The sequence below is a fragment of the Bacillus kalamii genome, from assembly GCF_047238185.1.
In the GTDB taxonomy this organism is placed as follows: domain Bacteria; phylum Bacillota; class Bacilli; order Bacillales; family DSM-1321; genus Bacillus_AD.
In genome coordinates this window covers 1,399,456-1,425,620 of record NZ_JBDFMI010000001.1, presented here as the reverse complement: position 1 = coordinate 1,425,620, position 26,165 = coordinate 1,399,456, and the positions used below count along the sequence as shown (strand labels likewise).

Sequence of the window (26,165 nt, the reverse complement as noted above, 5' to 3'; positions counted from 1 at the left end):
TCAAACACTCCTTCTGCAACGACCGACAAACTGTCTACTCCGTATGTATTCTGTATACTTTACCCAAAATGCCGCATAATCATGTTGCCTGATTCAAATTTCCAGCATTATTCAGTTTTTTCATTCTATAAAAAAAGGCCCCTTTTATAAAAGGGAGCCTTTCCGGCAGATGATTATTCCGTGTATACATATTTTCTTTTCTGTAAATATAGAGAAGCAAAGTCCACTAGTTGTTTTTGCGGGATCAACCTGCATTCCGCCAAACCGATGAGCCCAACCCTCACCGGGTACTTCCGTTCGAATAGATAGCCGATCTCATTAAATCTCTCGGTATCATATAAAAACTCCTCATATTCCTTCCAAACACGTTTTCCGTCTTCTATGATAGGGGAACCCTGCTGGCAGGAAAAACAGGCATCTGCATGGCATTCAGCTAAATGAAGCGAGGTATTCCTGTCGTATCCGACTCCTATCAGCAGGATGGATCCTTTCATATCATAGATTTTCTGCAGCGGAGACTCTTCGCATAACGAAAAAGACAATGAATGGTCGCTTGTGATTCTCTCTGCGTTCCGTCCCCATGCAGCAAAACTAGTCGTTGGATGTGAAGAGCGTATTACACCCTCATATGTCCTAAAGCAATCTACTATCTTTCCCATTCCTAGGGTCGTAGTCGTTTTCGGGTCATATGCGGGCATTTCTTTCCGAATGGTATCCCACCATTCCTCCGGCACAGGAGGTTCTTGCCAATAAGAAGGATCACTTAGCTCTGCTGACTGGGTAGGCATGACAATGGTACCTTCTTCACCCACTGCGGACATGAGAGCCTCCACTACGGCATTCGCTCCGCCGCATACCCATCCTAGTGATTTTAAAGAGGAATGAACAATTAGAGTCATCCCTTTTTCAACACCTAATTGATGCAACTCCCTTATCATGCTGGTTATTGTATTCGGGTTGTTTTGATTTTTGGCGGTCATTTAGGGTTCCCTCCATTCAATGTATTCTTGTTCAAATTCAAGAATGGACCTTGCTGATAAAAATATCTTTTGTTTTTCTTAAATCCACCCATTCATCATTTTCAGTGTGGATTAAAGAATACATGGGTTCATACGGATCATTCATAATAATACGCCCTGACTTGCCGTTTGATAAATCAACATTCTTCCCGACTAATGTTGCCATCATATTATGTATGAAGATAGTCAGGACTGTAGGGTCGAATTGCCCAAGCATGCCATCATTCATTTGAGCAATGACCTGATAAAACGGAAAAGCGGGTTTATACACCCTCTCGGAAGATAATGCATGGAATACATCGGCAACCGCAATGATTTTAGCAAATGGATGGATTTTAGCCCCTGTCAATCGGAATGGGAACCCGCTTCCATTTTCCCGTTCATGGTGTTGAAGAGCCACCAAGGCTATTTCCTCAGGCAATTCTTCGGATTTTTTGATCAGTTGATAGCCATACACTGTATGTTTCTTCATCTCTGCATACTCATGTTCAGTCAGCTTCCCTGGCTTTGTGAGTATATAGCCAGGAATTTTGGTTTTACCGATATCATGAAGCAATCCGGCCAATTCAAGATCCTGTAGTTTTTGGCCCTCCATCCCAAGCCACTTGCCGATCAAACCCGCAATAACCCCGACACAAATATTATGGCGGTATGTATACTCATCCTTGGAATGGAGTTCCTTGAACAGGTGATATACGTGGGGAATATCTGTCACTTCCTCAAGTACAGGAATGATTTCCTTCTTAATTTCCTCTATAGGCAAAGAATCCGTTCTTTTGACGAAATCAAAAATCCCTTCTATTTGGGATGAGGCTTCATCCACTGTCTTAGCAATCGTTTGCAGCTTTTGCCGATATGGATCATCCGGGATCATTTCCTCAACTGATTCATTCAAATCGTTATTTATATCATATTGCAATAATAACTCTTCTATTTCATCCATTGTTAATGGTTCCAAGTTCTGCAATGCTTCCTGATTCAGATCGAGTGACATCTCATCACGCCATTCTTTTTTTCTTCCATTCTAGCAAAAACACTAAAAAAAATCCAAATAATTACATAGAATGGGAAACGGGGCTATTTTAACAATTCATTGCCTATTTCTTTCAATTGTTCGCCTACCGTGCAGGAAGATAAACAAAATTGATGGGCTTTAGCCCTGCCAACATCTTTCCGGTTTTGCGCATACAAAAAACAACCGGAACAATACGTTGACAATGTTGATTCCAGCTGTTTCAAAATATCTGTTCTTGACATATCTTCTCTCATAATAACTCCTTCTCTTCAATGGACATCATACTGTCTATGATAGTCCCTTGCAAAGCTTGCATTGCAAGCAAATCTGCCTTTTTGTTCAGCTTCCTTGAAATGGGACTATAGACAGGCCGTATAGAAAGGTGCCTTATTTTCTCTTCTATCCTGTCCAGCCAAGCATTCAATCCAGTATCCAAACAAGCCCATTCGCCTGCCAGCTGATTAAGGACAACCTGGGAATCCCCAAAAAATTCGCAGGTCTGATGATGGACCTGCAATTCTTCCAATTGGCATAGGCCTTCATAAAAAGCCGCATATTCAGCTTCATTATTCGATACCAGCCCCTCCAATTCCTTGTTCACGCGTTTGCGGATCCACTTTTCATTTTGTTTGTAATAAACGATGACGCCTATCCCTGCTCGTTTTTCATCTTTTAAATAACCGGCGTCGAAGTACACTTTTACTTCCTGCGGTTCATCTTGAATTTCCTCCAGTAATTTATTCAATTCCTTCTTATTCCAAGAAACACTTTGTTCATCAATGAATTGAAAAGAGAAAGCCCTTCCCGTTTTTTCCAAATCGACTGCTATAGCAAGCGCATCTTTTGCATCCATCACATCAGAGTGGAATACGCAGGTCGGTTTTTTATTCCCTTTATATGTCCAGTTCATATACACTTTCATGCAAAAACCTCCCTGGGTGGTGTTAATCCGTTTTCTATACTCTACGGAAAAAGCAAGTCATTTATACATATTTCCCCTAGTTCCAGAAAAAATCATCTTCAGACCGATATTTAAAGCTTGAGAACCATATCCATATGGGGAATATTGTCTTCCAAATAGATATCGGATACAGGCAAAAAGCCGAATGCTCCATAAAAATCCTTCAAATAAGCCTGTGCCTGTATATTAATCTGTTTCACTTCAAGATTCGTGATGCAATAGTCTATGCCCTTACTAATTAGTTCCTTCGCCAGACCCTTTCCACGGTAATCCTTCTTTACCAAAACCCGCCCCAATGAAGCATGGCTTTCTGAAGGAATAACACGAAGGTAGGCTCTGATTTCGCCATCCATTTCGTAGAATAAATGATAGCAAGATAGATCCAACCCATCTATTTCAGGATAAGGGCAGTGCTGTTCAACAACAAAAACAGCGATTCGCTCCTGCATGATTGTATATAATTGTTTTTTGGTCAAATCATTAAAATTCGATATATGCCACAAGTGCAAGCACTCCTTTTTTCTGCTTATAAAACAGTATATCACGGTCAGTGACTTGATTTGCAGCATCTTGATCATCAAAGCAGCCAAATACTCCTACCTTAAGCTCCATTATGCATTCAAAAAAACACATTGTCCCTGGTCGGGCATATGGGCATTTGGTATCCCCTTTTGCCATTTCACCCATATATTGTAGCATCAGCTTTAACAAGGAGGAGGTCATATCATTGTCCCAGCCCAATATACCGAACATTACACCGGCCATTTCATTAAGCAAGGAGGACGCTCTGAATCTATTGCTTGCTTCAATCGCTATGGAGGAAATGGGCTTGGCCCATATTTTGAATGCAGAAGGTGAAAAAATTCAATATGTACTAGGTACCTTGCCGGGCATCAGCACCAACTCGCCATCAATGGAAGATATTCTTAAGATTAACGAAAGCGTAAAAGACACGTTGGAGATGGTCGCGAGACAAGAATATCTGCTGCAGTCCAAATTACAAAAAATTATTGATTTGTTATAAGAGCCACACTGTGCCAATAACTTGTACGTTCCTTTATTAAAACAGTTACCAGAGGTGTTGAATAGACCATGAATCGTGAACGAATATTTACATTAGTATGTTATTGCAACTGGAGCTATGGCAAAAATGAAAAAAAAGCCTAACCGTACTGAAACTTATACCTATTGCGATAAAACTCTTATTTGTTTAACGGAAAGAGAGTTAGCTTTTTTGATGGATTTTTTTATAAAAGATGAAGATGGACATTTTGCCGGGGAACTTGCCGAGACTCTACATTTATTATGTGACTTGCATATATTGCGGCGGACCTCCCGCAAGATCAACCGGTTTGATTCACCTCTTCACTCCACTCATGTTGTTGATTATTTGACCAAGTTCAAACACATCATTTGCACCTCAATCTCTTTTACAGAAAGTGAAAAAATTCTAGAACCAATAATTGATTTACAAAGGCATTACAAGCCTACAAATGATGCATTCACCCTCTAACCTATGGATCTAAGAAATCCATAAGTCTAACTCGAGGATAATAAAAGGATAATCATGCCCCCATCAAGAATAAAAAGACTATAGGATTCGAGACAAAAAGGAGGTGTCATTATGAATAATAAACCATATTGTATTGCCGTTTATTCAGTGAATGATTATTCTGTTGTAAGAAAATGTTGCAGTCCCGGTTATACTTGGCATGCTATAGACGAGGCAGTAATTGATAAACTTCCTCAATGTACATGTGAAATTGTAGCAACAAAATTAACAAAAGAGACGGCCCTTGAACTGGGGCAAAAACTGAGCAATCAACTGGATGTACCATTTATCAATCAATAACACCATCCAATGAACATCGTTTTCAATACATACTAAATAATCAACTGTTCAGCAGAGCTTGTTTACCCTTGATACTGCAGAGAATTTAAATGGACAAATAGAAGCCTCTTAAAGCAGGCCGGTTACTAAATGCCCTATTATGGGTATATACATCTATTGGAGGAGATATCTATGTCAGGGAATAAAAAGATGATTATTCAAGGAAAAACCGTTCATTTATCTTTTGTACACGATGAAGATACACATGAATGGGCTTATACCGCAGAGCTGCCAGATCAAAACGTGATGGGATTCTGCAAAGATATAGATCGTGAAAGAGCTCAAAAGATCAGCATTCACCGCCTGTTTATGGCATTGGAAGAAGCTGCGATAAAAGAAAGCGAATAGCTTCTTTTTGTATAGATTTTAATGAAAAATTAAGATTGTTCTTATACGATACAAAGACAAGACAATCTGTCTTTTCATATAAATCCCCCTTACCAGTCAAATGACTGGTTTTTTTATTGTCTACGGATCTTTTCGTTGATAGTATGCCTTCTTTCTAATGGCAATTGAAGACATCACAAGCAAAAAAAGCCATCCAAAAGAGTTCACCTATCCCCTATTTAATCTCCGTAAAAAACGACTTTATAAGCTTTAGGATGTGAAAGCATGCCTATAAAGGTTTCCAATTTCGCCGGTATTCCTCTTTTATAAGCGGAATGAACTGTTTAAGATCTTCAATACCGTTTTTTATCATAAATGTAGCAATCTAAAGCCATTTTCTTTGCCCCTTTGAAAAAATAGGATGTACCTAGCTGTTATTATCCTCCATCCGGATACACTGGCAACTCAAGCAATCTTCCCCGCCATTTGAAAAAGAACTGATTTTCCATACATAGTACTTATTCTAAATGGAAAGATAAAAATATATGAGGAGGTGTAGCTATGAAAAGGATTGGCGTTGAGGAGTCTTTAACCAATATTCAGGAAGCTTTGCAGGAAAATGGGTATGAGGTTATCCAACTAAAAACTGAGGCGGATGCTAAAAACGTTGATTGCTGTATCGTTACAGGGCTCGATTCTAATATGATGGGCATGCAGGACACATTTACACAGGCAACGGTCATTGATGCGAACGGATTGTCTGCCAACGACATTTTGAATGAACTGGAACATAAAATGAATTCATCCCATTAACCGGAGAGGCTGCCTCATTTTTTATAATGGGGCTTCCTTCTTCTTACTGTACTTTTGAATAGTAATTCACTCTGCAATCCATAAAGTCTTCCCAATGACAACGCCGCCAAATAACATTTATTCAAAGCGAGATCAACTAAGACATCCTATACATAATTATTCGAATAAACCTTTTATCAACCATTAGAAGCTTATTTTTTAAATAGAGAATTTTAAGATAAGCATGCTGGTAAAGAAGGATGTCCCTAAACATACGGCCATCCAGATTGTCTTAATAGGAATTCTAAAATTGTATAAAAATAGGTGATTCTTTATGTTTAAAGTTTGTTTATTATTACTATCATTCGCTCTGTTCCCCATTCAGGCGGTAAATGCAGATTCCATTACTAAGGAAGATATGTATGTCACAACAGAGGATATAATTTTAGATATAGTAATGCCAACCATAGATAAGAAAATCCAGAAAGAATATCATGATCATATGGTCGATTGGAAATTCATCGGAATTATGGGGATTAATTATAACAGTAATCACTCATATGATTTAGAAGTGAAAATCGCAATCGATCCTTTAAATGTCAATAAACGAGACATTCCCCTTGAAAACTTAGCTAAAATAAGGATTTCTCCATCCTGTGACAGTAATAAGATTAATCAGATGGTGTGTAAACATGGATTCAACATCGAGTTATTAGATTATAAACATTTGTCCAAATAGACAACTAAACCTATAGATATATACATAAATTGTAATTTTATCATTGTTCTGTGGTATATTGGAACCATCCTATATAAGGGAGTGTGACTAATGCTTATAATAATATGTATCTCTTTTCTGCTACTGTTAAGTATGGTATTAATTGAACCTGCCATAAAATATATGTATAACATTAATCGAGATCAATTAGACGAAATTATACTCACACATAAACAGAAATTTATTCAAAGAATAATTGTTCTCTTAGGAATTATTGGGATTATTCCATTACAATCGGTGAAAAAACGTTGTTTCCTATTCCAGCATATTTTTGGGGTTCTATAATCCTTTTTGTATACTTTCTCTATAAAGGCATCCTAAATAGAAAATATCTTGTGAATTCCAAAATATACTATATTGATTTTGCTTACGCTATATGTAGCCCTATTGCGGTCATTACCGCTGTACAAATCACTAAGTATTACTTCTAAAGTGTAGGGATGAATCGAAGACGACAAATCAGTCGTCTTTTTATTTGTCCCTCCCCTCCCTTTCAATCATCTATATCACCAACTTAAGGAGGTGATTAGTAAACTAAACCAATTACTGGAATGTGTCTTATGCCAAATGACCTCGAACAGTTAAATATTTGCTGCTCGAGGAAATTTATTTTTCAGCAATATTTGTTTACTATATGGTGCGATGATTATTAGTGAACAATAGAAAAAAAGAGCTGATCACAGCTCTTGATATTGAAGTAATGCATCCGTTCGTATTATAAGGTTAGCCAATGTTATTGGTTGACCTTTTTATTTAGGTTCTAGAATACTAATGGTAGCTGGGGTAGAACGTCCTGCAACGTTTGTCCAATAAGGCTTCAATAGAAAAGCGTTAATCCTTCTCGGATCAACGCACTCGTTAGTTTAATAAAACTTGTTCGTAGTATAGGTGCAGTTGTGATTACTTTTTAAGCGGTGAAATTTTGAAAAAGATGTACGGTCAAAATTATTGTAAATAAGCACCCAAAGGTAGTTAAGACTATTGTTTTTCTATTGTCTTGCCTTTCTTTAGGTTTAATTAGTTCATAAATTTGTAGTCCATACCGCTATAGTTACAAGAGCAAGAATCCCGATGGACAAAACACTCACCTCCTCCTGTTTCCCCCCTTTTTTTGTATAAAGAGTAAAGAGTCTGCTGAAATGGATTTCGACCAGCTGCTTGTATAAGCTTATTCGCTTGACCTGTTCTAACAAGCTTTTACATTGGATTTACGCTCTTTTGAAAAACAAAACAACATTCCAAGATGTTACTTAAAATAATTTTTTCACATATCTTCAAGAAACTTCCTCAACGTTAGAGGAAGCTTATTTGTCATGTTTACTTTTGGTATAGCACGCTAGAATCTTATTATTTAGCGAAATGTTTGACAACTTAGCTGGTTTAGTTGAAGTGAAATCATTCACAGATAAAAATTACTTACAAATTTTTTATATAAGTTATAATATCTTCAACATAAGCCTCGTTAAATTCATTTTCATTTAACAAATAGTAACTTTTTGGATTCAAATTATTTACTTCTACATTATTCTTTATATATGGGGATATTAAAATCAGATTTGCTACATTATTAATTATGGATTCACAAGAATCATAAGTTGTATCAACTGATACTTCATAATCCATATTTTCCTGAACAAGTCTTTCTTTAATCTTATTTTTTAGCTTGTCTGATAATGATTTTTTAAATATATTCAATCCCCCATCCATCCCAAATGGATTTGGTCTAACTCCAACAATTACTTTAGCAAGTATTACAATATTCTTCACAAAACCATTCCTTTCTAGTCTTATTAATTTATACCTGTTTCACGAACCTAATAGACAAAAAATTCAAAACACTTTAATTATCTCTATTCAACAAACTTGCCCCGTTTTAGTAAATTTCAATTTAAAGAATTTATAAAACTTATAGCTTTAGAAATATCATACCTTGAGTAATCTAATGAATTTAAATAATAGATTTTTTCCTTTGAAAAATTATCGAAATAGAACTGCTTTTGTAGACCTGGAACACATATAATTGCATCGACTTTCTCTTCCATTAATTTCTCTATATCTGATTCAGTTTTATCTAAATTCAATCCAATCACTATCTAATTCTTTTAGATGTGAATTTACTTTTTTCACAAACTTATTTTCCCGATACATTCCGAAAATCCCACCACCAGTCATTACATTTCCGCCAAGCACTGTTGTAGCTTGATATACAAGTACTGCTTTCTTCATAATTATCCTTCTTTCTTATGAATTATATGAATAAAATATGATACACAAAAAGTATACATTAATTTGAAGTTTTGGAATAATTTTAAGATTAAGCGCCTGTTAAATAGAAAAATCATATTATTTATTACTTTTTCTTCGTTCCTCATAACGTAAAATCCATATTCAACCGGCCCATTTAGTTGTAAAACAAAAAAAGAACTGATCACACAGCCCTCGAAATTGGAGTAATGCCACTGTTAGTTCAGTAAGATGTAGATTAAACAGTTGCTCGAACTATATAACGTGAAAATGTTGTAGGCAAGCCATTTTCTGTAGCATTCCGCTCAAAAATTTTAGAGATTTCATACAAATCCTTTTCTTTTAACGTTTTATAAATGGAAGGGTGTTGACCAAAACAACGTAATTTCAAAACATCCAATGGAGATTTAAGATACTCTGTACTATTTATTACTTCAACCATAGTAAAAGAGAAATTGCTAAGATCAATTCTTTTATTAATTAGGTTTAAAATAGGAGTTCCGATTGATGTTTCAAATTTTTTTATCTTCTAATCCAGATTGTAAGAAATTATCTGTTACATCAAAGCCTGTTATTTCTTTTGCTACCAAACTACACTTATTTGTAAAATCGCCGTGACCACATCCAACATCTAATACTTTCTTATTAGCTATGATTTGAGTTACTTCTTCATCAAAAATTGATTCTCCATTAAGCTCTGTAAGTGTAGAATTCCAAGAATATATGTATTTACCCTGAGTATCACTAAGGTGTTTGTACCATTCTATCGAATGTTAGAAATGCTAATTTAAATATGTACAGTATTGCTCGAATAAATATGTACAAATTTGATATGAATCTACATACTAATCTTGGGGGGATTAGTATGTACATAACAATGAATATTGATATCGATTTTGAGATTAAAAGTCTTTCAGACTTACCGAAATTCAAACAGATTATGGAGCATATGAAAATGAAAATCAATAAAAGTAAGCTAGCAAAGGAATTGGGTGTGGATCGGCGGACAATTGATAAATATCTAAATGGCTTTATCCCAAAAAGAAAAAGGGAAAAGCCCTCAAAGATTGATCCTTATTATGAAATAATAGCCGCATTGTTATCAGAAGATTCAAAACAGGTATTTTATTACCGTCGTATGCTTTGGCAGTACCTAAAAGACAATCATGGATTGGAATGTGGAGCTTCAACCTTCCGTGCGTATATAGCTCGTACACCTGAATTTAATGCCTACTTTGAAGAGGATAAACGTATTTCTTCACCCAAAGGGACAGTCCGATTTGAAACGCCACCAGGTAAGCAGGCCCAATTAGATTGGAAGGAAAACATTTTATTCGAAACCAAAGAGGGAGAAAAGATAGAAGTCAATGTGGCGGCTTTCATTTTATCAAATTCCAGATTCCGAACATTTCAATTAAGTCTTTCTAAGTCACAGAGTACCTTACTTTCTTTTTTAACAGATACTTTTGAAGCAATTGGCGGAGTTCCAGCTGAAATCCTTACGGATAATATGAAAACGGTAATGGATGAAGCGAGGACTGATTATCAACCTGGGAAAGTGAATGCGAAATTTGATCAGTTTGCGAGGGACTTTGATTTTAAAGTCAAACCATGTATTGCAGGACGACCGAGAACCAAGGGGAAAATTGAATCCACAATGAAACTCCTTGATGAAATTCATGCGTACCAAGGTCAACTGACAATGGAGGAACTTCATCTATTCATACAGGATTTAGGGAATAGAATGAATCACCAGATCCATCAAGGAACGGGGAAAATACCGATTATGGAATTCAAAAAAGAAAGGAACCACTTACTCCAGCTACCAACTGACAAAGTAAGAGATTCCTATCGCATCAAACATACACATGTAAAAGTCAATGCATCAAACATGATTTCCTACAAATCGAATCAATACTCTGTACCACCAGAATATCAAGGAAAAAAAGTAGGCTTACAGGTGTATGATGACTACTTGTGGATTTATTATAACATGAAACTGATCGCCCAACATCCAATTAGTAACGCTAAACTTAATTATCAAGAGGAACATTATAAGGCAAGCTTACTTGTTTCCACCCCTCATTATCCTGAAATCGACGATTTAGCAAAACGGAATTTAGCAACGATTGGAGAAGTGTATAAATAATGAATCCAACTACAAACTATCAACAATTATTATGGAATCTTGACTATCTAAAGTTAAAGCAAATGAGCTTACATTTAAATGAAATCGTAGACTTCAGCGTAAAGCATCAGATGTCATTTATCGACACATTAATCAAGTTGACTGCGTATGAAATAGACATACGGGAGAAAAACATGACGCAATCGATGGTGAAGGTCGCAGCTTTCCCTCATTTTAAGGAGGTGAAAGATTTCGATTTTACCTTTCAAACATCGATTAACCAACAGCAGATTCTAGACTTCCTTACATTGCGTTTTATCGAGGAGAATGAAAATATTGTGTTTTTAGGACCAAGTGGTGTCGGTAAAACCCATTTGGCCACAGCAATAGGGATTGCGGCAGCAAAGAAACGGACGAGTACCTATTTTATTAAGTGCCATGACTTGATTCAAAATTTGAGGAAAGCTCGATTAGAAAATCGGTTAGAGAGCCGTTTGAAGCATTACAGCAAATACAGACTGTTAATCATCGATGAAATCGGTTATTTACCGATTGATCACGAAGACGCTAAGTTGTTTTTCCAGCTGATTGATCGAAGATATGAAAAAAGAAGTACCATCTTAACAACCAATGTGAATTTCAAAGCGTGGGATGAAATATTTCAGGAACCTAAACTGGCCAATGCCATATTAGACCGCATTTTACATCATGCGACAGTTGTGCCTATGATAGGTGATTCATACCGATTAAAGGATCATTTAGCAAAAGAGAACGAGTAATTCTGTACATCCTTATCCAAGCGAAAGTGTACATATTTATGTTGACATTTACAAATGTGGCTGTATCCAATCTGTAAAAGTTGTAGGATCAGTTAATTGCATATTCAATCCCCCTTAATAAATCTGAAATAGTTACTATTCTTCAAGTTAATAAAAAATCCTCTTTCTTCAACTCACCTGCCCTGTTAACAGCATAAGAAAAGCTGTCTAAATGACAGCCCAATTCTTCAGCTCAACACCGTGTTAATTTAAATAAGATACTTCCCAATTCAAACATATCTCCCTATGGAAACTTATTTTACCTTGGCATAAATGCAAGTATCTCTAAGTCCATTTCCATCCACAGAAATGGCATTACTTTTTAAAATACCTTCTAACGTAAACCCTATTCTTTCAGGGATTTTACGGCTTTTCACATTTCTGGAATCACACCTTATTTCAATTCTACGAGCTTTTAAATCATTAAATGCAAATGTAGCGATTCCTTGTACTGCTTCTGTTATGTATCCTTTTCCACTATAACGAGAATCAATCCAATATCCTATTTCGAACTTTCGGACAGACCAATCAATTCGGTGTAACCCAGAAGAAGCGATAAACTCACCTGTATCCTTATGAAAAACAAGCAGTTGTAAATCCTCACGTTTTATAAATTTCACATAAGAATCTCTAATAATAATTTCTGCCTCTTCTTCGGATTGTTCTTTCTGCGCAAAAAGCATCCAAGGTTTAAGTTCATTAATGGAGGCTTGAAACGCATCAAAGATCACTTTCCCATCTCCAGGCTCCGGCATCCGTATTTGTAATCTCTCAGTATAAAATTCAGTTGGAAATTCAAGCAATAAAGGGTTCATTTTTAACTCACCATCTCCATTTATATTTAAAGACCACTTCTAAAAAACGGCTTTAATTTATTTTCGATTCAAATAGGACAAATTCCTGCTTGAACTAACCTGCTTCTTGAGCTAAACTGCCACGATAGTGCCATAACAAAAAAAGAAGCTGAACGTCTCAGCTCCTTTAATGAAGTAATGCACCTGTTTGTTTAAGTGTAATTATTCACAATTTTTGCTGGTTTTGCTACTTTTAACTTGATTTATTACACCATTCTCTTCCTTAGAAATAAGGCTTATTTTCTCGAAATGAAATAACCTATAAATCTTGTTTTTTATTTTAAAGTATTAGATTGAAGTCCTTGAACCATAAATTTTGTAATAGTTGCAGTTAGTTCGTTTAGTGTACATTCAAATGTTCCTTCAAGCCATTCTTGGAATAAAGAAATTAATCCTCCTACATAAAAATGAACACGTAAGGTAAATTCTTTACTCTTTTGAATGGAAGAGTGTGTTTCTTCATAACTCAGTATTTTTACAACGAGAAGTTCTTTTATATTCTTAACGTAGTTCGGTGTATATTTAGTGTTTATTGATTTTCGATAAAATTCAATATCTTGATTAAAAAAGAGAGCCATTTTTTCTAAGCAGGGTCTAGGATTTTGAATGATATCTGCACTTTTGAATTCATTAAGAATAACAGCTATTTCTCCCATTATTTCATTTTCAATTTCTTCAAAAACAGCGTATATATCCGAGTAATGAGCATAAAATGTCCCCCTACTTATTTCAGCTTTTTCTACAATGTTTCTAATGGTGATTTTCTCTATGTCTTTTTCTAAAACTAATTCCACAAATGCGTGCCTAATCATTTTTCTTGAACGAATAGCACTTTTGTATTCAGCTTTCCTATTCAATATGTAACACCCTCTAAAAATATTTACAAGCTTGTACATTATTATAAAAAAATGTTCAAAGTTATACAAATACGTGGAAATTGAACATTGTCCTCATTTATGAGGTTATATATACTTTATTCGAGAACAAAATTAAACATTTGTTCTATTTTGTAGTATGATATGAAAGTTTTTATAAAATACTATTAAATAGAAGGAGAGGTTGGATATGAACGTTACATTTAAGCGTATTGACGTTAACTTTTACTCAAACAACACAAAATGTGGTGCGTGGCTTTATTTGCCTAATATAGATAAAAAATGTCCAGTTATTGTAATGGCGCACGGGCTGGGTGGCGTTCGTGATATGCGATTAGACGTCTATGCTGAAAGATTTGCTAATGCAGGGTATGCTTGTCTTTTATTTGATTACCGTAATTTCGGAATAAGTGACGGAGATAAAAGGCAAAAAATAAATGTGAAAGAGCAACTTGAAGATTGGGACAGTGCAATAGATTTTATTAAGAAAAATGACTTGATTGATAATCGTAAAATATTATTATTCGGCAGTTCCTTTAGTGGTGGTCACGTCATAACGCTCTCTGCTAAACGTAACGATATTCTGGCAACGATATCACAGTGTCCATATACAAGTACTTTTGCCACAATTAGAACGATCCCGTTATTATCTGTATTAAAAATGTCTCCTTTGATAGTTGCTGATATTGCATCTTCTATTACTGGATATCATCCAATAATGCTAAAGTTAGGGGACGCACCTGGAAAAGCTGCGTTAATGCCTGTACCTGATTACAAAACATTTTATAAGCTAATACCCGAAGGATCTCGTTTTGAGAATAGAGCGCCTGCACGAACAGTTCTTGAATTTTTTAAATACTCGCCAGGTAAATATGCTAAAAATATTGAGACTCCGATTTTATACGGTGTTTGTATGACTGATACAATAGCTCCTGCTAAAAAAACATTAGACTATGTTAAGCAGTCTAGAAACGGTGTAATAAAAAAATATAACTGCGGGCATTTTGATATTTACTTGGGTGAATATTTTGAAAAGGCAATAATGGATTATATTAATTTCTTAGATGAAAATACAAATATTTAACGGTCTGTTATATCTATTGTGAATAAGAATGGATAATACACCATTTCACTCAATTATATTTTTAGAGTAAGATGGTGTATTTTTTACCCCGTTTAGTATTAGTATCTTATTCCACTAAACCAGCTAATAGGTTGTCAATATCTCTCTATATATTTCATTTTTTTATATGCTATACTGTTTTTGGGTATGACAAATAACCCTCCAATTTCGTTTTGGAAGGTTTTTCTTATGTTGGATAAATATGATTTCCTAATTTAAATCCAGGAAATTCTCGTTCTTTTTCAATAAAGCATAAATCCAATGAAGCAGCTTATTGATACAAGCTACAATGGCAACTTTTGAAGGTTTTCCTTCTGAACGTTTTCTATCATAGAACTCTTTGAGCTTTTTATTTCTAGAGCTTCTTATTCCACATAAAACAGCTAAATATAAACTATGCCTTAGTCTACTGGAACCTCTTTTAGTTATGCGATTTATGTTCGCAGTAAACTTTCCAGATGAATGGACACTAGGATCAATTCCAGCGAAGGCCACTAGCTTCTTAGGGTGATTAAACCGATCAATTTCTCCAATCTCTGAAATGATTGTTGCCGCAATCTTTTCACCGATACCAGGAATCGATTGGATAATCTTATATTCTTCTATTTCATTTGCCAGGGATACCATTTGGCTCTCTAAATCCGTTAGGTGTCCTTGGTAGTGAAATAAAATATCGATATACATACTAAGATTGATAAGATGGCTTTCATATTGAACTTTCTGAAAAGGATTCTGAGAAGCTGAATGAATGAGCTTTCTTGCTTTTTCTTTGGCCCATTGTACAGACCGACTTGGACAATGTTCTCGTATTTTATCTTCTAGTTCTTCCTTTCCAGCCTTTAGAACCTTCTCCGAGGTAGGGTATTCCTTTAATACCGATAAAGATACTTTCGAAAAAAGATCTCCAAAGACCTTTCTGTATTCAGGAAAAACCTGATCTAAAATCGTATGAAAATGCAATTTTGCCTCGACATACATATTTGTCATTATTTCTTGTTGTCTCGATAGATTTCGAAGATTTAAGAACTTAATTCCTCTTCTCTTTTGAGGTTCAAACTCTTCTTTGTAATAGAGAACACACAGTTGATACGCATCATATGCGTCAGTTTTCACCTTTCTTAAACTGGATTTCTTCGCTTGATGAGAAATGATGGGATTCAATAAGATATAAAGTATGTCATTCTCTTCTAAACATTGAACAACGGGTGTATGATAATGGCCTGTGGATTCCAATATAATGACAGGCATCTGCCCAGTCATTGCCTTCACCTCTCCTAAGAAACCGATAAACTTTCCCAACTCTTCACGATTATGCTTAATCGAAAAACTTGTTCCATACGGCTTTCCTTTATCTAAAAAAGCCTGTACTTCACTTTCTTCTTTGGCTATATCTATACCCACAACTGGGTTCATTCTTTCTCCTCCTCTAATAAATTCACCAGTACCCCTATATCCTCCAAGTAGTATTATAGCTTCGCTTGTTATACGAGATCGAAGTCCCAACCAGCCTCAAACATATTTCTACAAGTAGGGGGTGAACAGTTTAGCGGACGGGATCATTTGTCCCACTGCCCCTTACGTTCTACCCTGGCTACTGATAGATTAAATTCATATGAAAAAAGTTCAACCAGAAAGTTCTGGCTGAACTATATAATCCGAACCTGCCCCTTTTGTTGCATAAGAAAAAAGAGCTGATAAAAGCTCTTGATATGGAAGTAATGTCCCAATTAGTTCTATATGGGATAGCCGTTTAATGGTATTGAAACCAAACAAACCATCCTTTCTCCTTACTTTTAGCTAAAAATATTTGACCTTGAGCTAAATCAGCTCCAGGTGCTTTGGGGAAATCCAAACGTACAAGCCACGATTTTTCAGCAATTTCTTTGCCACAAAAGGTTTTTGCCATTCCAAAATAGTCATTTTCTTCTTTAACACCAACTGTTTTAGGAAAAGGTTTGGCAGTTACTACATTCCACTTAGTGTACATATCAGGAAAATCAACTATTCCAGTTCCGTAAGTTTTTGGTATTAAAGTATGTAATGCTTCTATTACTTCTTTTCTATTCTTAATGGGTATTTGCTCTAATTCACTTAGCACAGGACATTCTTTAGGTTGTGCATTTCCTTGAAGTGAACCAAAAAACAGAATCGGAATAGTAATAATTAAAATAGTTAACATTTTTATCAAATGATTCCACCTCAATATTATCTTGCCTACCTTTAAGAAAAATAGTCCAATTATTGAAGTGTTATAGTTCTAATTCCGATTTAACCAATCTGCTCCGTTTGTCCGATAAGGCAATCGTTTATCCTTTTTGGAATCATTTATTACAGAAATGCTGCCCCTTTAGCTGCATAAAAAAAGACCGCCAATTTGAAAGTCTGATCTTCTACTATTGAGCCCATTTGTGTACATGTATAGATTCGCAAACTTGGTTGCTCGTTACAGGAATACTCCTCCTATATTGAGCAAAGAAGTTCTTATTGTAGGTAATTGAACTAACTTGATTTAATATTCTTTACTGGTCTCCATTTTGCTCCTAATAATGAATTTATTATGGTAGCAATGATTACACCTATGACAAAGGCAATTGCTGGATGACTTTTCAATATAAATATAGGAAAAATAAAAATACAAATTACGGTTATTAACAAGTTGACTAAATAGCTTAATTTCTGGGACATAAAAAACTCCTTTTAAAATTTAAATCAAATAAAAATTCTGTAAACTCATTCCTTTTTCCATATTATAACACCAAAAGATTAGATTGCCAAAAATTCAATTGAGCTAAACTGCCCCGTTTGTCCAATAAGATCTTCAATAAAAAAGGGCATTAATCCTGTTTGGATCAACGCCACAGTTAATTTAAGAAATCTATCTTGTCTACCCAACAAATTTATCTACTATTAGAAATCTTTTACTGGGTTTCTATTAAATGAAGTTTTCGCAATAAACCATTTGAGTAACGAATATATTCCATAGCCCATAATAGCACCAAACGTATTTAAAATAACGTCATCTATGTCCGTACTACGTCCTATAAAAAATTGTAGTATTTCAACAGAAATTGTAACGATTAAAACAATAAATAACATTCTCTTAAAGGAATTACATGTATCCCATATAAGTGGAAGAAAAAATCCGAAAGGGAAGAATAACAGGGTGTTTGCAGTTAAATTCAATAAGGAGACACTGCCCCAATTATCCACATTTGTGTTTATTTCAAAGAAGTATGAAAGATAGTATTAAAAGGTATTAAGTTCATTGTTGAAATTGCATTGGATAAATTAACATTAAAGTAAAATTCTCTTGTGTTACTGTATATGCCCATAGACCATTGAGGAATCACTGTTTGTGATGCTAAACCAATAATATACATAGCAAAAAGCAACAATAAAATTTAATTCTTGAATAATAATTGCCTCTTCTTTTTCTTTACGAAAATAATCCTGCCTATTCAATAAAAAGGCGAAGCAACTATAATATATCCTACCATTTTCGTTAGATATAATATAATTAAATTCATTTTTCATCCCCTTTCTCAATACCCCAATTTTATCACATGTCGATTTTTTACAGATACAAAATTTAACATTTTCTTTTTCCTTCTTCCGTTAGTCGAGTAGAAGGGAGACTTTCTACCTTACGGTAAATTGTACTCCTCCCCCCTCACAGAACCGTGCTTGCGCTATTAACGCACACGGCTCCTCCTAGTCATCATTTACAGAATATAGCTAATCTCTTTTCTTAATTCATAAATATTCACTTTAATTCTTGGAGAAGGAAGTGGAAACCTCTGAAGGAAAAGCCTAAATTTATCCCATGTAAAGGATTTTCTTTGGCTCCTTCTATTTAGCCATTTAAATAGTAAGCTTTCGATTTTCTCTTTGAATCCATTAACAGTTTGAGTATTGTCTGTTATGCAGTAATAGTTGTAGTATCCTATTAGAGAACGTTTAAATCTATCCATGATTATATGAATATCTTTATTTCTATTAGCCTTCAGCCATTCTTTAGACTCTTTGAGTTTGCCTTGGACTTTCTTCCTGCTCGATTTCCGTTTTACGCGGAATTTCCCTTGTTTACTTCTTCCACAATAGTGGGTAAACCCAAGGAAATCAAAGGTTGCTGGTTTCCCATTCCCTGATCGTTTTGCATTATTATCCGCAAACCGCCCGAAAGGAATAATCTTAGTTTTATCCTCTGCTATCTCCAAGTTAAATTTCTTCAATCTCTTTATTAAAGACTGATAGAACTGTTGTGCTTCCCTTTTATGTTGAAAACAACAAACAAAATCATCTGCATATCTTACTATATATGCCTGTCCTTCACATTGTTTCCTAACCACTTTCTCAAACCATAAGTCGAGAACATAATGGAGATACACATTGGCTAATATCGGAGATATTACTCCACCTTGCGGTGTACCATTTTGTGTTTTGTATTTCTTACCTTCCTCCATGTATCCACCTTTGAGAAACCTACTGATTATTCTCAGAAGGTTGGGGTCAGTAATTCTATGTTTCAAGAACTCCATCATCCATTTGTGGTCAACATTGTCAAAGAAACCTTTGATATCTACATCTACTACATAGCTTACTAATCTCTTTTCAATATAAAAGTTGAGTATTTTCAACGCATCATGACAGTTTCTGTTTGGTCGAAACCCAAATGAACAATCTAAAAAGTCATTCTCATAGATTGCATTTAGCACTTTGGCAATGCCTTTCTGTACAATCTTATCCTCATGTTCTGGTATTCCCAAAGGTCTTTTCTTACTCGAATTGAGCTTTGGTATATACTTTCGTCTCACTGGAACTGGACGATAACTTTTGTCTTTAAGTCTACTTACTAAATTCTTTATGTTACCTTCCAACTCTTCATTGTATTGTTCTTTAGTCGTGCCGTTCACGCCAGTTGCCTTCTTATTAGGTAACTCATGATGACATTGAATAAGTGACTGCTCATTTAATAGATGTACAAGAGATGTGAATTTCATTTTAGGTTCAGATTTTGCTAATTCTGCTATCCTTAGTAGTTTTGTTTCCATTTATTATCCCTACCTCTGTGTGTAGTAAATGTGTCCCTAGTAAGGGTGATAACTGGTAGCTAGCCTTCCCTCCATTAGCATTACCCAACTTCATTGGTACTACGCTGCTATCCGACTCCCTACACGGCATTTGGTTTCCTTGCTTGTTATCACTTGTAGACCATACTCTTCTGAAAAAAGAAAAGACCCGTAGGGTCTCCCGAGTTGCCGAATCATATCAATGTATAGCGTGCCAAGGTCTCTGACTCCAGAGAGGTTTTATCCTTCTTGCCTTTAACAAAGGATAAAATGTTGCTTTCTGCACGCAGGTAAGGCATCAGCCCTCTCGGTTTACTAACGCTTATGGAGCTCAATCCCTTCAACCATTTGGCTTTCGGCCCGCTACCTAACTGTCTACGCTTAAAGGCTAATGTTACCATTAGCCCTCCAAGACTCGCTACGAGCGAATGGCTAGTTCTTACTCGACGGGAATCCCACCCGCTATATGATACGACCTAGGCTCGGCCGCACACCTGCCCCGTTTGTGGAATAACAAAAAAAGAGCTGATTACAGCCCTGGATATTGAAGTAATGCACCCCATAGTTTAAGTGTATTTTTTCACAAACTAACTATTAGCTAGTTTAGCAGCATAACAAAAATGAAATTGTTTACAGCCCTTTTTTGAAGTAATGTACTACTTAGTTCAATAACCAAACTTATAAAAGTTGTTTCTCCAAAGCAACATCTTTTATATTTATACCCTTTGGTTTATGTACAATTGCTTCATCAAAAATATTATATCCTACCGAATTATATAATTTAATATTTCGAGGTACATACATACGAACCTTTCATTGTATTTTAGTTAATTCTTTCTTCGTAGCATATTCTTCTAACGCTTTCAATAAAGCTTTAGCAATGCCTATTCCTTGTTTCTCTGGTAGAACAGATAATCTTGAAAAGTAAACATGGTTGTTTTTCACTTGAAATCTAACCATTCCTATTGGCTTATTATTAAGGTAACAAATTAACGCTTGCTCATTACCTTCTAATGCAATTGTTATAGACTCAACAGTTTCTTCCAATGCACTTGAAGGGGGTACCTCATCCTTATATTCCATAAAGGCTTGATTCATCAAGTCGTGAACTAACTTTGCATTGGTTGATTGTGTAATAACGATACCCATATAATTTCACTTTGAAAAAGATTAGCAAATCCAACAATCACATTTTCAGTTTCTGCAACAAAAAAAAGCGTAATTTTCAATTTATGATATAGTTGTTCCGTTGAATAATATTCATTCAAATACGCTTCTTGAACAGAAATAGGAAGCAGATTTTCATATGTTTTTGCCCAAGATTGTTTAGCAATTTGTTGAATTGAATTGTCGTAACGTCTTCTATTCTTGCTAATCTAATGTTTACACTCAATAACAATTCACCCCACACTTCAAAAATTTATTAAGAATCAGATGTTCTTTTTAGTCTTTATTAAATTGGTATCTTTTTAAAATTGTATAGTGATTAGATGTTCTTCATTGAGCATAAAAAATCCTTCTTGCACTATCCTGCCCTGTTTGTGGAATATAAATAGAAGCTGATTCCAACAGTAAAACACCCATCAGTTAACTTCTATATCTTTTAACCATTTCATTATGTTTTCAAGTATATACAGTGAATCTTGATTGATTTTCTTTTCAGAAGCTATAAATCCTTCTATAATGTCTATATTTCCTTCGATACTAACTGCATCAACAAACTTTACCAAACCAGGGGATATAGCATTCATATGTTGAAAAAAACGTTTTTGTGGTTCAATTAGACCTAAATGTTTTTCAAAATTACGTCGTCTTCGAGTCTTATCATTCTCTTTCCTTTTTCTTAGTTCTTTCTCATTGAGAGAGAGATGAATATAAAGGTCAGGAAATTCAATATTTCCTTTTTGAATTTGACTTGAGTAAAATTCGTTTAGGAAAGGAAGACTACCTGGATAATCATTTTGGTAGATCCAGTTATACCATAGAGGTTGAAAAGGATCTCCATCAAACAAAACTAGATTATGTGATTCTAGTTTTTCCTGTGCTATTTGCCAACGATCAACTTGTCTTTCAAGATACCAGCTTTTTGATTCAGGAATAGGACGTTCAAATAAAAAATTCACTTCTGGAACTATATATAGCATTATACCTCTGTTCCAATTCTTTACACGTTGTAGTTTTACCTACGCCACTCGCACCTTCTAAACAAATTAATGTCATCTGAAACTCCTCATATCCATTTAGTTTTTCTAAAAATTTTATTTAAACTTAAACATTTATTTTAGTTTATCAATCCACTTTTCTTATTCAACAATTCTGCCACGTTTGTGTAATAAAAAAAGCTGTCAAATTGACAGCCCTAATCAACTCTCGCACCAGTTCGTATTATATGGTTAGCCAATGTTATTGGTTGACCTTTTTGTTTAGGTTCTAGAATACTAATGGTAGCTGGGGTAGACGTCCGCACCTGTGGGATTCAATCCCGACAACTAAACTGTTCGCCCCCTACTTATAGAAACATGCTTGAAGCTGGTTGGGACTTAGATCTCGTATAACAAGCGAAGCTATGACACTATAAGGAGCCATTTAGGGGTTACCAGCTAATTCATTGATGAGGAGGAGATATCATGAATCCAGTCATTGGTCTAGATGTCGCAAAAGGAGCAAGTCAGGTTCAAGCATTCTTGGAGAAAAAGAAACCTTACAAAAAGAGCTTTAAAGTCGCACATACATTGGATGGATTACAGGAATTACACACCTTTATCAAAGCAGTGGAAGAACAGTCAGGCTCACAACCACCCATTGTTTTGGAGTCTACGGGGCATTATCATCTGCCTGTCGTTCAGTATTTCGAGAAAAGAGAATACCTGTTAGTTGAAGAAAAACAGCTTAACAGAAACAAAAAACAAATAACGAAGCAATAATACCTATGTATCCCTAAAAGTTTTTTCGGTCTTTTTGAAGTTCTTCTAATCTCATAAATAACATAATAAATCCTAACAACAAAAGTGTATAAGAATTATAATCATACTTTTCAGTTATCAGCGCGTAAGCCGATAAACCTACAGTAATTATTGTTAGGATAATTCTTGACGTTTTAAGGATATTTCTCCTCCCATAATATATCCGTACATATTAAAATCATATCATTTTTGCTCTACTTTTTTAAAAATATTGGAAATCCCTTTATTCAACCATCGTGCTCGTTACTGGAATAATTATTGATCCATCTGATTTTCTAATAATTGATTACAGATGTTCACACAAAAACCTTGCACTTTATATCTAATCAACATTTCATTTAAATCAACGAATAATCCATTATTATGTAGTATTTCATCAAATTGTTGGAAGGTTAAATTTGGAACTATCTCTGCTTTTTTATCAGGAAAAGACATTTGAAACGTTTGGTTAATCTCAACCATTTTATTGTTAAGCGCTTTAGCAGTAGATGTAAAAGTCAAAACTGATTCAACGAAATCAATATCCGTAATAGAAAAACCTTTATTTCTTAGCCATTCGTAAGCAGTTACATTCGACATATCCATTCCTCTTTATGTACTTATTACATCCATATTAATAAAAAAGAGTTTACTCAACAATCGGGCCAGATTGTTGAACATAAGTTTAACATCGATTTTTAACTACACTCCCCCGTTTGTTCAATAACTAATTAAATAATTTGAATGCGCTCCACCTGTACTAATCGCCACACCGAATGGCGTCCATTGTGAAATGTAGATGCCAACCATAAATAAAAATAATCCTAATTGACCCATTTTTTATTTATTAAATTTTCTCCCAATACTTCGTATAATATCTATATCCAAATTATAACATTCCATATTCAACTATTCTGCACTATTAGCTACATAAGAAAAGGCTACCTAAATGACAGCCTTGATCTTTAGCTCTAGCACCTGTTAGCTTAACAAGTTTTTTTATGATAGAAATTCCTTAGTTAGAATAGAATAAGTAGCCATATCCCTAAATTTCCCCTTGATTAAGTATTTTTCTCTTGATATACCTTCTAATCTCATTTTTAATTTCTGAAGAACTCTTTGAGATTGAATATTTTCAACCATACACGGTGCCTCAATCTTATTTAATTCCATTTTTTCAAATCCAAACTTCATTACCTTAGAAGCGGCCTCAACTATAAGACCTTTTCCTCAATAATCTTTTGATAATATAAAGCCTATTTCAGCCCTGTGATGTGCGGTTGACTAAGCAACAAAATCAATAGTTCCAATAACCTTCATATTTTCCTTGTATTCAATTGCCCAAGGAAATAAATTACCTTGACTATACTGGTTCAGTATATAATTCAAAAAATGATTTGTGTCATCAATACTTTCATGGGTTTCCCAAGGGACAAAATCTTGAAACATCTGGTTCAGAAGAATAGTCGAACATATCTTGTGCATCATTAATTGTACACTTTCTAAGGGTTAATCTTTCGGTTTCAAGCGTTGGTAATTCTTTAAAAATGTCTTCAAGTTTCATTCAATTTCCCTCCCATATATCATTATTTTTTTTTACTGAACTATCCTGCTCCGTTTGTGGAATAAAAAAAAGTTACCCAATAACATTCAGGTGACTGAATAAATCCCCCAAATAAGTGAAAAAGATCACCCCTGATGTCCACCGACAAGACCTGCTCTCTTTAATGCAGTCCCACCACTCATATATGATGAAGCCTTTAAAACAGCCGTCTTACCAAATTTATTTCTTATTAGGTCAATGGCAGCATCCAATGATTCTTCTTTTTTTAGTTTCTCTGTATCTGCAAAAAGATTAAGCTGCATACACCTTTTAGGAGAAATCTTTCCTGCACTAATCGCTATTGTTCTCACTATTTGTCCCTTATAACGTTTACGAAAAATAGTCAGACACGTTTCAACTAGTCTGTTTGTTAGGTCAGTAGCGCTTTCTAACTTCACTTGTTGAGAAAAACCTTTTTCCTGCTCTTGCCATCCAAACCCTACGGTTAAATGAATAACTTCCGTAACTACACGATGTCTCCGTAACCGTGCTGCCACATCATCAGCCATTTCAGATATAACCGTTTCTATTTCGTCTGCATCCAAATAGTCTCTTAAAAGAACCTGGCTTTTTCCATAAGACGTTTCTTTAGGCTTTACCTTTTCATTCAAACGACTAAAATCTATACCCCAAGCGTGATAATACAGCTGTTCACCTATTACACCCAGCTTTTTCTGCAGTAATTGCAGTTCACAATGAGCTAAGGAATGGACAGTATAGATTCCCATGCTATTTAGTGTTTTGACTGTTCGGGAGCCTATCCCCCACATATCAGATAGCTTTTTAATTCTCCAGACAGTATTGGGTACATCTTCATATCCCCAGTAGGCAATTCCTTCTGGGCGATATTTTGCGTCATTATCCAGGCATAGTTTTGCCAATAATGGATTATCACCAATACCGACTGTAGCGCATAGCCTTAATTCGTTTGCTATATCATCTCGTATCCTTTTAGCAATTGTAAGCTTATCACCGAACAGTTTTCTAGAAGCTGTTACATCAAGAAAGGATTCATCAATCGAATAAATATGTAAATCATCATCACTCACATATCTTCTGAAAATGTCTTGGATGACACGATTCATGGATAAATATAAATTCATATGTGGCTCAGTGACGATAATACTTGGATCATCAGGAATCTCATATTGTCTATTAGTTGTCTTTATACCGAATTTCTTTTTTACTGAAGGAGAAGACGCCAGAACCACTGATCCTTTTTGTTCCTTCTTACCAATCACGATTAAATGAGTATTGAGAGGATCTAGATTTCGACTAGCACATTCAACTGAAGCAAAGAAGGACTTCATATCTACGCATAGAATATCACGTTTTGGTAAGGAAGCTATATCATATTCCATTCTCCAATACCTCCGTAATCGAACGTATTTCTGAAATAGGAATTATCTTGCTTTTTGATCCATCAGTGAGTTTAAGATAGACACCTTTCAATAGGGCATCATGCTTATAAACATAGCCAATAGCACATGTAATAGGCTCATACGGGTTACCTCCGTTAGCGTACTCAATGTGAATAACTGTTTGATTTTTATAAGAAAGCAATAGTAATTCATTAAATAATTCAACTGTTTGCTCATCTAATATAATGGCAGTAGTCTTAGCCCGATTATGATAAACCATATCCTCATTATGCTCAGACAGTACAAAACCTTGCCATTTCATCATTCCTCTATCATTAATTCGCTTAAATGGATAATCGCTCATC

The 26,165-nt window shown here is 35.1% G+C and carries 32 protein-coding genes; 10 read left to right on the top strand and 22 right to left on the bottom strand.

The features are described from left to right. Positions 1–173: 173 nt before the first annotated feature. From ABC357_RS07160 to ABC357_RS07135, 6 genes are all read right to left on the bottom strand, one after another. Positions 174–980 (bottom strand): AAC(3) family N-acetyltransferase, encoded by an 807-nt coding sequence (locus ABC357_RS07160; RefSeq protein ID WP_412886842.1) that lies wholly within the window; start codon positions 978–980, stop codon positions 174–176. A 37-nt stretch (positions 981–1,017) separates the two neighbouring features. Further along, entirely contained in the window at positions 1,018–2,013 is a 996-nt protein-coding gene (locus tag ABC357_RS07155) for an HD-GYP domain-containing protein (protein WP_412886841.1), read from the bottom strand. Between the two features lie 83 nt (positions 2,014–2,096). Further along, a complete protein-coding gene (locus tag ABC357_RS07150; RefSeq protein WP_412886840.1) occupies positions 2,097–2,288 on the bottom strand; it encodes a zinc-finger domain-containing protein in 192 nt (63 codons plus the stop codon). Then, positions 2,285–2,956, bottom strand: a complete 672-nt coding sequence (locus ABC357_RS07145; protein WP_412886839.1) for a reverse transcriptase-like protein — start codon at positions 2,954–2,956, stop codon at positions 2,285–2,287. Before ABC357_RS07145 ends, ABC357_RS07150 begins: the two co-directional genes overlap by 4 nt. A 110-nt stretch (positions 2,957–3,066) precedes the next feature. Beyond that, on the bottom strand, positions 3,067–3,498 hold the full coding sequence (locus tag ABC357_RS07140; protein ID WP_412886838.1) for a GNAT family N-acetyltransferase: 432 nt from the start codon (positions 3,496–3,498) through the stop codon (positions 3,067–3,069). Further along, complete coding sequence (locus tag ABC357_RS07135) at positions 3,476–3,673, bottom strand: hypothetical protein (protein WP_412886837.1); 198 nt, start codon at positions 3,671–3,673, stop codon at positions 3,476–3,478. Before ABC357_RS07135 ends, ABC357_RS07140 begins: the two co-directional genes overlap by 23 nt. Before the next feature lie 49 nt (positions 3,674–3,722). On the opposite strand from ABC357_RS07135, the gene ABC357_RS07130 reads away from it, so the two are divergent. The 6 genes from ABC357_RS07130 (at position 3,723) to ABC357_RS07105 (ending at position 6,744) form a co-directional block, all read left to right on the top strand. Then, entirely contained in the window at positions 3,723–4,019 is a 297-nt protein-coding gene (locus ABC357_RS07130; RefSeq protein ID WP_412886836.1) for an alpha-helical endospore appendage domain-containing protein, read from the top strand. Positions 4,020–4,136: 117 nt separating this feature from the next. Then, positions 4,137–4,508 (top strand): hypothetical protein, encoded by a 372-nt coding sequence (locus tag ABC357_RS07125; protein ID WP_412886835.1) that lies wholly within the window; start codon positions 4,137–4,139, stop codon positions 4,506–4,508. A 111-nt stretch (positions 4,509–4,619) separates the two neighbouring features. Next, on the top strand, positions 4,620–4,847 hold the full coding sequence (locus tag ABC357_RS07120; protein WP_412886834.1) for a hypothetical protein: 228 nt from the start codon (positions 4,620–4,622) through the stop codon (positions 4,845–4,847). A 171-nt stretch (positions 4,848–5,018) separates the two neighbouring features. Continuing rightward, a complete protein-coding gene (locus ABC357_RS07115) occupies positions 5,019–5,234 on the top strand; it encodes a hypothetical protein (protein ID WP_412886833.1) in 216 nt (71 codons plus the stop codon). Positions 5,235–5,774: 540 nt separating this feature from the next. Then, positions 5,775–6,026 carry a YkuS family protein gene (locus ABC357_RS07110; RefSeq protein ID WP_412886832.1) on the top strand — a complete coding sequence of 84 codons (252 nt, stop codon included), beginning with the start codon at positions 5,775–5,777 and terminating at the stop codon, positions 6,024–6,026. 313 nt (positions 6,027–6,339) lie between these two features. Then, a complete protein-coding gene (locus ABC357_RS07105; RefSeq protein WP_412886831.1) occupies positions 6,340–6,744 on the top strand; it encodes a hypothetical protein in 405 nt (134 codons plus the stop codon). Positions 6,745–8,199: 1,455 nt separating this feature from the next. Here the strand turns inward: ABC357_RS07105 and ABC357_RS07100 are convergent. Beyond that, on the bottom strand, positions 8,200–8,550 hold the full coding sequence (locus tag ABC357_RS07100; RefSeq protein ID WP_412886830.1) for a hypothetical protein: 351 nt from the start codon (positions 8,548–8,550) through the stop codon (positions 8,200–8,202). 300 nt (positions 8,551–8,850) lie between these two features. Further along, positions 8,851–9,009 carry a hypothetical protein gene (locus ABC357_RS07095; protein ID WP_412886829.1) on the bottom strand — a complete coding sequence of 53 codons (159 nt, stop codon included), beginning with the start codon at positions 9,007–9,009 and terminating at the stop codon, positions 8,851–8,853. 883 nt (positions 9,010–9,892) lie between these two features. On the opposite strand from ABC357_RS07095, the gene istA reads away from it, so the two are divergent. Further along, positions 9,893–11,176 (top strand): IS21 family transposase, encoded by a 1,284-nt coding sequence (istA, locus tag ABC357_RS07090; RefSeq protein ID WP_412885845.1) that lies wholly within the window; start codon positions 9,893–9,895, stop codon positions 11,174–11,176. Continuing rightward, positions 11,176–11,934, top strand: a complete 759-nt coding sequence (gene istB / locus ABC357_RS07085) for an IS21-like element helper ATPase IstB (protein WP_412885551.1) — start codon at positions 11,176–11,178, stop codon at positions 11,932–11,934. The genes istA and istB overlap by 1 nt, the downstream gene beginning before the upstream one ends. Positions 11,935–12,227: 293 nt before the next feature. On the opposite strand, the gene ABC357_RS07080 is transcribed toward istB, so the two are convergent. Both ABC357_RS07080 and ABC357_RS07075 read right to left on the bottom strand, forming a co-directional pair. Then, positions 12,228–12,788 carry a GNAT family N-acetyltransferase gene (locus ABC357_RS07080; protein WP_412886828.1) on the bottom strand — a complete coding sequence of 187 codons (561 nt, stop codon included), beginning with the start codon at positions 12,786–12,788 and terminating at the stop codon, positions 12,228–12,230. Between the two features lie 314 nt (positions 12,789–13,102). Continuing rightward, on the bottom strand, positions 13,103–13,684 hold the full coding sequence (locus ABC357_RS07075) for a TetR/AcrR family transcriptional regulator (protein ID WP_412886827.1): 582 nt from the start codon (positions 13,682–13,684) through the stop codon (positions 13,103–13,105). A gap of 208 nt (positions 13,685–13,892) precedes the next feature. Between ABC357_RS07075 and ABC357_RS07070 the strand changes: the two genes are divergently transcribed. Beyond that, a complete protein-coding gene (locus ABC357_RS07070) occupies positions 13,893–14,786 on the top strand; it encodes an alpha/beta hydrolase (protein ID WP_412886826.1) in 894 nt (297 codons plus the stop codon). 249 nt (positions 14,787–15,035) lie between these two features. On the opposite strand, the gene ABC357_RS07065 is transcribed toward ABC357_RS07070, so the two are convergent. From ABC357_RS07065 to ABC357_RS07035, 7 genes are all read right to left on the bottom strand, one after another. Continuing rightward, positions 15,036–16,238: an IS110 family RNA-guided transposase gene (locus tag ABC357_RS07065; RefSeq protein WP_412888602.1), complete on the bottom strand. Its 1,203-nt coding sequence runs from the start codon at positions 16,236–16,238 to the stop codon at positions 15,036–15,038. A gap of 337 nt (positions 16,239–16,575) precedes the next feature. Continuing rightward, positions 16,576–17,004 carry a hypothetical protein gene (locus tag ABC357_RS07060; protein ID WP_412888601.1) on the bottom strand — a complete coding sequence of 143 codons (429 nt, stop codon included), beginning with the start codon at positions 17,002–17,004 and terminating at the stop codon, positions 16,576–16,578. A gap of 728 nt (positions 17,005–17,732) precedes the next feature. Further along, positions 17,733–18,035 (bottom strand): VanZ family protein, encoded by a 303-nt coding sequence (locus ABC357_RS07055; RefSeq protein WP_412886825.1) that lies wholly within the window; start codon positions 18,033–18,035, stop codon positions 17,733–17,735. 512 nt (positions 18,036–18,547) lie between these two features. Continuing rightward, on the bottom strand, positions 18,548–19,876 hold the full coding sequence (ltrA, locus tag ABC357_RS07050) for a group II intron reverse transcriptase/maturase (protein WP_412886824.1): 1,329 nt from the start codon (positions 19,874–19,876) through the stop codon (positions 18,548–18,550). 212 nt (positions 19,877–20,088) lie between these two features. After that, positions 20,089–20,295, bottom strand: coding sequence for a hypothetical protein (locus tag ABC357_RS07045; RefSeq protein ID WP_412886823.1), 207 nt, complete (start codon positions 20,293–20,295; stop codon positions 20,089–20,091). A 412-nt stretch (positions 20,296–20,707) separates the two neighbouring features. Further along, complete coding sequence (locus tag ABC357_RS07040; protein ID WP_412886822.1) at positions 20,708–21,043, bottom strand: GNAT family N-acetyltransferase; 336 nt, start codon at positions 21,041–21,043, stop codon at positions 20,708–20,710. 434 nt (positions 21,044–21,477) lie between these two features. Further along, the gene (locus tag ABC357_RS07035; protein WP_412886821.1) at positions 21,478–22,038 is read right to left on the bottom strand and encodes a chloramphenicol acetyltransferase; all 561 of its coding nucleotides are present in this window, start codon (positions 22,036–22,038) and stop codon (positions 21,478–21,480) included. Between the two features lie 483 nt (positions 22,039–22,521). On the opposite strand from ABC357_RS07035, the gene ABC357_RS07030 reads away from it, so the two are divergent. After that, positions 22,522–22,818 carry an IS110 family transposase gene (locus ABC357_RS07030; RefSeq protein WP_412886820.1) on the top strand — a complete coding sequence of 99 codons (297 nt, stop codon included), beginning with the start codon at positions 22,522–22,524 and terminating at the stop codon, positions 22,816–22,818. A gap of 294 nt (positions 22,819–23,112) precedes the next feature. Here ABC357_RS07030 and ABC357_RS07025 read toward each other — a convergent pair whose 3' ends face one another. The 5 genes from ABC357_RS07025 to ABC357_RS07005 all read right to left on the bottom strand — a co-directional run bounded on the left by ABC357_RS07025 (position 23,113) and on the right by ABC357_RS07005 (position 26,164). Beyond that, positions 23,113–23,436: a hypothetical protein gene (locus ABC357_RS07025; RefSeq protein WP_412886819.1), complete on the bottom strand. Its 324-nt coding sequence runs from the start codon at positions 23,434–23,436 to the stop codon at positions 23,113–23,115. Between the two features lie 399 nt (positions 23,437–23,835). Beyond that, positions 23,836–24,009, bottom strand: coding sequence for a GNAT family N-acetyltransferase (locus ABC357_RS07020; RefSeq protein WP_412886818.1), 174 nt, complete (start codon positions 24,007–24,009; stop codon positions 23,836–23,838). A 241-nt stretch (positions 24,010–24,250) separates the two neighbouring features. Next, entirely contained in the window at positions 24,251–24,400 is a 150-nt protein-coding gene (locus tag ABC357_RS07015; RefSeq protein WP_412886817.1) for a GNAT family N-acetyltransferase, read from the bottom strand. A 125-nt stretch (positions 24,401–24,525) separates the two neighbouring features. Beyond that, the gene (locus tag ABC357_RS07010) at positions 24,526–25,800 is read right to left on the bottom strand and encodes a Y-family DNA polymerase (protein ID WP_412886816.1); all 1,275 of its coding nucleotides are present in this window, start codon (positions 25,798–25,800) and stop codon (positions 24,526–24,528) included. Then, positions 25,790–26,164 carry a YolD-like family protein gene (locus ABC357_RS07005; protein ID WP_412886815.1) on the bottom strand — a complete coding sequence of 125 codons (375 nt, stop codon included), beginning with the start codon at positions 26,162–26,164 and terminating at the stop codon, positions 25,790–25,792. Before ABC357_RS07005 ends, ABC357_RS07010 begins: the two co-directional genes overlap by 11 nt. Position 26,165 lies beyond the last annotated feature (1 nt).